The sequence below is a fragment of the Euhalothece natronophila Z-M001 genome, from assembly GCF_007904085.1.
GTDB classification, from domain to species: domain Bacteria; phylum Cyanobacteriota; class Cyanobacteriia; order Cyanobacteriales; family Rubidibacteraceae; genus Halothece; species Halothece natronophila.
The window spans coordinates 3,320,558-3,326,959 of sequence record NZ_CP042326.1 but is presented as its reverse complement, the minus strand read 5'-3'; the positions used below and the strand labels follow the sequence as shown (position 1 = coordinate 3,326,959).

Here is a 6,402-nt window from a genome sequence, read left to right as displayed (position 1 = left end):
TACTTGGGTCACGTTTTAGGTAAGTTTTCCCACTGAGAACAGCCTCTATATAATGAAGCCCTAAAAGTGACTCCGAGTGTAATAGAAACGGTGCTAATAAAAGGGATGACAAAAGCGAATGATCTTTATTGTAGGTAAGATTTCTAGGGACTGGTTAAACACAACTAAACGAATTGATCACCGCGTGTTTCAAAGTGTTCATGTTAATCAAAACTGGCAAAGGCGGGAGAAAATAACACCACAGAACCCTGTTTTTTCTCGGCCATTTTAACGGCAGTCTTAACATGCATATTCATGGTTCTACCTCATGATAAGCCTGTTAAGCCATTCCCTAAAGCGTTGAGAACCTTAGAAAGAGCTTCTCCAAATGGTAACACTGCCTGGCTTTTTTCTTTAATATGAGTAAACCATTCCTCATTCGTACGGTTTTTGGCTTGCCCTTCGGTCAAAGAGATAACAGGACATGGAACGGAAAGATATCCCACCCACGCAGTTCAATTAGTGGCTTGCTTGTCGTTAATGAAAGAGACTCCTTAATTTCGCAAACGGGTTCGAGGCGATGGGGAACGCCCTTAAAATTAATAATACTTTGCGCGATCGCGCTTTTGTCTAATCCTGCTAAACGGGCTGCGCCAATGGCTAATAGTAAATTTTGTAGATTATGATCCCCCACCATGGGAAAGTCACTAACATTATGATTTTTTCCCCATAGGCAATAACTTCCCCGTCTTCAATATAAATGCCTTGACTGGGTTCACCAATTAATCCCTCTAACCCTTTAATACTTGTCCAATGCACATTTGACCAATTTTCTTCTGCTAAACTGCGGAGATAGGATCATCGCCATTAATAATCTTAAAGTGAGCGCGATCGAGCAGTGATTTTTTGATTTGAAAATAATTTTCAAGGGTGTAGTGACGTTCGAGATGATCGGGGCTAAACGTTGTCCAAATGCCAATCTCTGGGGCAAGTTGTTGCGATGATTCAATTTGATAACTACTAATTTCAGCAATAATCCAATCCCAACTGCTATCTTTTAGCACAACTCACAGGCAGCGTCCCCAATATTGCCACAAGCAGGGGCATTTAAGCCACTGCCTTGAAATAATGCCGCACAAAGAGCAGTTGTGGTGGTTTTACCATTAGTTCCGCTAATGCCCACCCAAGGAATATCCTTTAAACTACGCCAGGCCAATTCAATTTCCCCATAAACAGGAATATTGTATTCACGGGCGCGGACTAACAGGGGAATATCCCAAGGAACACCAGGACTAGCAATAATCGTGTCAACGGTTTTTACTTCCTCAATCGTGGGAGTATCATTGAGTTTGACAGTAATCCCTTCTTGTGCTAGGCGACGCTGAGTTTCTTGGAGAGAGGGAGTGAGGTTGCGATCGCTGATTATTACTTCCCAACCTTGCTTTTTTAAGACACGGGCAGCCGCAATTCCAGAGCGTCCTAAACCAATTACGTATGCTTTCATTCCTCGGTAAGACTCGTTAGTGATGGTTGGTTGTGGGTTTTCCCTCCTCCTTATTGATTAAGAAGAAGGGAGAAAGAAATTAGCCCACCGGCTGCAGTTGTTTATTAGCTTCACCGACAAGGATATTGCCTTCGTCATCAGCATCCACGCGAGCCGTCTCCCCTTCAGAAATGTCTCCTGAGAGAATCGCTTGAGCTAAGTTATCTTCCAACAACCGCATCAAAACTCGACGTAAAGGACGTGCGCCATAACTGGCATCATAGCCTTCTTCAATTACCCGTTCTTTAAAGCGATCGCTGACTTCTAACTCAACCCCTTGTTGTTCTCGTAACCGCGCACTGATTTCTTCTAAGAGTAAATCGGCGATTTCCACAACTTCCTCTTTTTCCAGTTGACGGAAGACAATCACTTCATCAACACGGTTAAGAAACTCAGGACGGAAGTAGTTTTTCATTTCCTCTTGAACTCGATTCCGAATCCGAGTGTATTGGTTATCCTCTTCCGTATCTAATTCAAAACCAAGTCCACCGCCACCTTTTTCAATCACTTTTGAGCCAATATTGGAAGTCATGATCATCAAGGTGTTTTTGAAGTCAACTTGTCGCCCTTTGGCATCGGTGAGATGCCCTTCGTCTAGAACCTGTAAGAGGCTATTAAACACATCAGGGTGGGCTTTTTCAATCTCATCTAATAATACCACCGTATAAGGACGACGACGGATTTGTTCTGTTAATTGTCCGCCTTCTTCATAACCCACGAATCCTGGGGGAGAGCCGATTAACTTAGAAACACTTTGGGGATCCATATACTCGGACATATCTAAGCGAATCATCGCCTCTTCATCCCCGAACATATATTTTGCTAAAGCCTTGGTTAATTCGGTTTTACCCACACCTGTTGGCCCAGAGAAGATAAAGCTCGCAATGGGTCGATCTTCGTCTTTCATGCCCACACGAGCGCGACGAATTGCCCGAGACACCGCACTGACAGCTTCACCCTGTCCAATAATTCGTTCATGGAGGGTATCTTCAAGATTTAACAGCAATTCAGACTCGGCTTGGGTGAGCTTAGTCACAGGAACGCCCGTCCAAGAGGAAACAATCGTTGCTACTTCTTCTAAGCCCAAAATTGGCATTTGTTCACTATCGGTGGTGATTTCGGCGGCTTGTTCGTCATCATTAGATTTTTCTGCCATGGACTGACTTAAATGTAAGCGTGAGCCAGCTTCATCAATAATATCAATGGCTTTATCTGGCAGGAATCGATCATTAATATAGCGATCTGATAACTTGGCAGCCGCTTCGAGAGCTTCGGGGGTAATTTTAATCTTATGATACTCTTCGTAAGGCGCGCGAATACCTTTGAGAATTTCGATGGTTTCATCAATTGAAGGTTCATCCACCATGACAGGTTGAAAACGCCGTTCTAACGCCGCATCTTTCTCGATGTACTGGCGATACTCATCCATGGTGGTTGTTCCCACACATTGTAATTCTCCACGGGCTAAAGCGGGTTTCAGGAGGTTTGCCGCATCCATTCCTCCTTCCATGGCACCACCGCCGATGAGAGTATGAATTTCATCAATGACCAGAATAATATTGCCAGCCTCTTGCACTTCTTTGACAATTTTCTTCAGGCGTTCTTCAAATTCACCGCGAAAACGAGTGCCAGCAACTAATAAGCCCATATCAAGGCTATAGACTTCCTTATCTTCTAGAGATTCAGGAACATCCTTACGAACAATGCGCTGGGCAAGTCCTTCAGAAATTGCTGTTTTCCCCACCCCCGGTTCTCCCACTAAGACTGGATTATTTTGGTGCGACGACCTAAAATTTGGATGGTGCGTTCAATTTCTTGGTCGCGTCCGATGATGGGGTCAATTTCTTCATTTCTAGCGCGATCGGTTAAATTGGTAGCAAAAGACTTTAAGCCCTCACTTTGTTGCTGTTGCTGCTGATTAAAGCCAAATCCCCGTTGACGACCTTCTCCTCCCATAGTAGCAGCGGCAGGCGCAGAAGGTTCGTCATTGCCTGAGTTAGGATTGTCTAGGGCTTCTTGTAATTGGTTAGCTACTTGTTGAGGTTCTACCCCTAATTGGTTCAATACCTTAGTAGCCACTCCCTCTTCTTGAGTCATTGCCAGTAAAATATGTTCAGGCAGAATGGTCTCCTGAGATTTTTGCCGAGAAATTTCAAGAGCTTGTTCAAAAATACGCTTGGCTCGGGGGGTAAAGGGAATATTCGCTGGCACATTATCTGAACCTGAACCCACTAATCCTTCTACGATTTGACGCGCATCTTGGAGTTTTACCCCCAACTGATTTAAGATTTGTGCTGCCTCACTGGTTCCTTCGGCAATGATCCCCAGCAAGACTTGCTCACTGCCTACCAGATTTTGCTTCATCCGTCGGGCTTCTTCTTGAGCAAGAACAACTGATTTGATGGCTTTATCAGTAAAATATTCAAACATAGTTTATACGTTATAGCTAGACGACTTTCTTAACTTTTCTTATCTATTGGTTTCACTTTATCCTCTATTATTAAGTATTTACAATGGGAATAGCCGTAACCCTAGGGGGGAAATTTACGGCTAGATATCTTCAGATTTATCAAATTATGACTCAATCGTCTGGAAATTGCCAGCAACGAATTTGCTCAAGGTTTTTGCTTCCACATTGATAACAAGTTACTTCTGGCTCAGAGTTAACCCATTCTTCGTCACAGTTTTTACAGTGGATTAGTATATTGTTACTATCGGCAATTCTAATTTTGCTCTGCCATTGCTGGATTAAAGAATTGTTGTTTGTCATCTTCAAACAAGTTGATAGTAGGATCTAAGTGTCTCAATCTAATAAAATAGCAGAGTTATCGCAAAATCACAGGTTCAAAACGCCGCCATTTATGGCGTTAAAGTGCTAGAACATGGGGCTTGGTTTGCATAGTTGACAGAACCGTGATTGATGATATAATTCAACACAAGCAGTTAAAAGTTTTATTAAAAAGCTGCTGATTTAGTTTTTTGAAGTTAGTTAAGGACTTTATAAGGAATGGAAACCGCTGGTAGTTGTAGCCAAGCTGCACTGCGAGACTCCCTCACCGAGGATGAGGATTCTAGTCGAAGTAGGGGCTATGGCCAGTGGTGGCTCAGAACTTTGAATGTCTGCTTTTTCGCCCAAATGTGAAGATAGCAGGTTCATCTCTGGTCACTACTGGGCATAGTGGCTGCGAAAATAAGGAGATGAGCCGAGAAAGTAATAGTTATTTTTTCGGAAATCAGACTAGAACACCTCTTTGTCGCGACAAACATTATAGTGTAACACTCAGGTCTTTTCTTTGGCTTGATTCAGTCCTTGTCGTTGTGAGGGCTCTTTACGCTTAATCAAAGGACATTCCCTATTCTCTCAAGCTAGGGAAATCGTGTCTCATTGCTTGATATGGTGCTGAGAGAGAGGGAGTCGGTGGTTAACATTAGGATTCCTTTGTGTTGATTAAACCCGATTTAAACTCATGTAGAGGTGTTTTATGCATCAAAATGTTCTCGAAGACTTATTACAACCGAATGCCCTACAAGCGGCAAAAAAAGAAGCTAATCAAATTCCAGCAACTGAATTAGTCCAACTCTTGATGGAGATTGACCCTGATAAACGGGTTCTTGCTTTTCGGCTATTAGATAAAGATAAAGCAATTGCTGTTTTTGAATATCTTCGCGCAGAAGAGCAGGCTGAACTCATTCAATCTATGGAAGATCCCAAGGTAATGCACTTGGTAGAAGCGTTGCCAGCAGATGAACGAGTGCGATTATTTGAGGAACTTCCTGCAAAAGTTACTAAGCGCCTTATCGGTAATCTTAGCCCCAATTCTCGGGAAAACGTTAACCGACTGCTTGGGTATCCTGAGCGCAGTGCAGGACGGATTATGAATCTGCGCTTTCTTGCGGTTCGCGATAATATTACCGTGGGAACAGCCCTCGAACAGGTCAAAGAGTCTAATCTTAATCCTAATGAGTTAGCAATTATCTTTTTAATTGATAAAGAACGCTATTACAAAGGCTTTTTGCAAACAGTCAACTTAATTAAAGCGAGTCCCCAAGTTCCAGTGAGTGAGCTTGTAGAGGGAACTCAAATCGCAGCTAGTGTCGATACCCGAGATTTACAAGCGGCGAAGTTACTCAAGGATTATGATTTGCCAGCGATTCCCGTGCTTGATCGGGAAGGGCGCTTAGTGGGGGATATTACCTTTGATGATGTCATTGATTTAGTGGAAGAAGAAGCCACTGATGCGGCTTATGCGAAAGCTGGGGTTGGTAGCTTAACCGGGCGCGATCGCGTTTGGAGTGAACGTCTGGTTCGTGGCGCACCTTGGTATGCAATTCGGCTACGTATTCTCTTTTTAATTGTTACCCTTGTTGGCGGTTTCTTAGTGGGGGGTGTAATCGAACGCTTTGAAGAAACCCTAGAAGCAGTGGTCGTGGCAGCAGTATTTATTCCGCTTGTAATGGATATGGGAGGAAATGTTGGCACGCAATCCAGTACCATTTTTGCTCGTGGTTTGGCTTGGAATCAAATTGATGTCAAACGATTTTACCCCTATCTTTTCCGAGAAGTAAAAATTGGCTTAATGATGGGGGCTGCTTTAGGAATTATGGGGGGTATTGTTGCTTTATTTTGGCAAGGAATCCCCAATGATGCGCCTGAAATTGGTCTTGCCGTTGGATTAGGGCTATTTTGTGTCATTCTCCTCGGGTCAGTATTGGGAGCTTGTTTACCTTGGATTATGCTGAAAGCTGGCTTTGACCATGGCCCTGGAGCCGATCCTTTCATCACCACGATTAAAGACTTTGTAGGACTGTTGATTTATTTTAGCTTAGTTGACCTATTTCTTGGCATTGGTTAAATAGTAACTGGGCTTTTAATTTAATTA

The 6,402-nt window shown here is 43.2% G+C and carries 2 protein-coding genes and 2 pseudogenes; 1 reads left to right on the top strand and 3 read right to left on the bottom strand.

What is annotated here, in order from left to right; translation table 11 throughout:
* Positions 1 to 203: 203 nt before the first annotated feature.
* The 3 genes and pseudogenes from murD to FRE64_RS16410 all read right to left on the bottom strand — a co-directional run bounded on the left by murD (position 204) and on the right by FRE64_RS16410 (position 4,292).
* Positions 204 to 1,483: pseudogene (gene murD / locus FRE64_RS16420) on the bottom strand (UDP-N-acetylmuramoyl-L-alanine--D-glutamate ligase).
* 79 nt (positions 1,484 to 1,562) lie between these two features.
* A pseudogene (locus FRE64_RS16415) lies at positions 1,563 to 3,952 on the bottom strand (ATP-dependent Clp protease ATP-binding subunit).
* Between the two features lie 151 nt (positions 3,953 to 4,103).
* Entirely contained in the window at positions 4,104 to 4,292 is a 189-nt protein-coding gene (locus FRE64_RS16410; RefSeq protein WP_146294082.1) for a hypothetical protein, read from the bottom strand.
* A 712-nt stretch (positions 4,293 to 5,004) separates the two neighbouring features.
* On the opposite strand from FRE64_RS16410, the gene mgtE reads away from it, so the two are divergent.
* Positions 5,005 to 6,375 carry a magnesium transporter gene (gene mgtE / locus FRE64_RS16405; protein WP_146294081.1) on the top strand — a complete coding sequence of 457 codons (1,371 nt, stop codon included), beginning with the start codon at positions 5,005 to 5,007 and terminating at the stop codon, positions 6,373 to 6,375.
* The last annotated feature ends 27 nt before the right edge of the window (positions 6,376 to 6,402 follow it).

Coding starts and splice junctions, on each gene's coding strand:
- mgtE (WP_146294081.1), top strand. CDS start 5,005: ATGCATCAAAATGTTCTCGAAGACTTATTACAACCGAATGCCCTACAA.
- FRE64_RS16410 (WP_146294082.1), bottom strand. CDS start 4,292: ATGACAAACAACAATTCTTTAATCCAGCAATGGCAGAGCAAAATTAGA.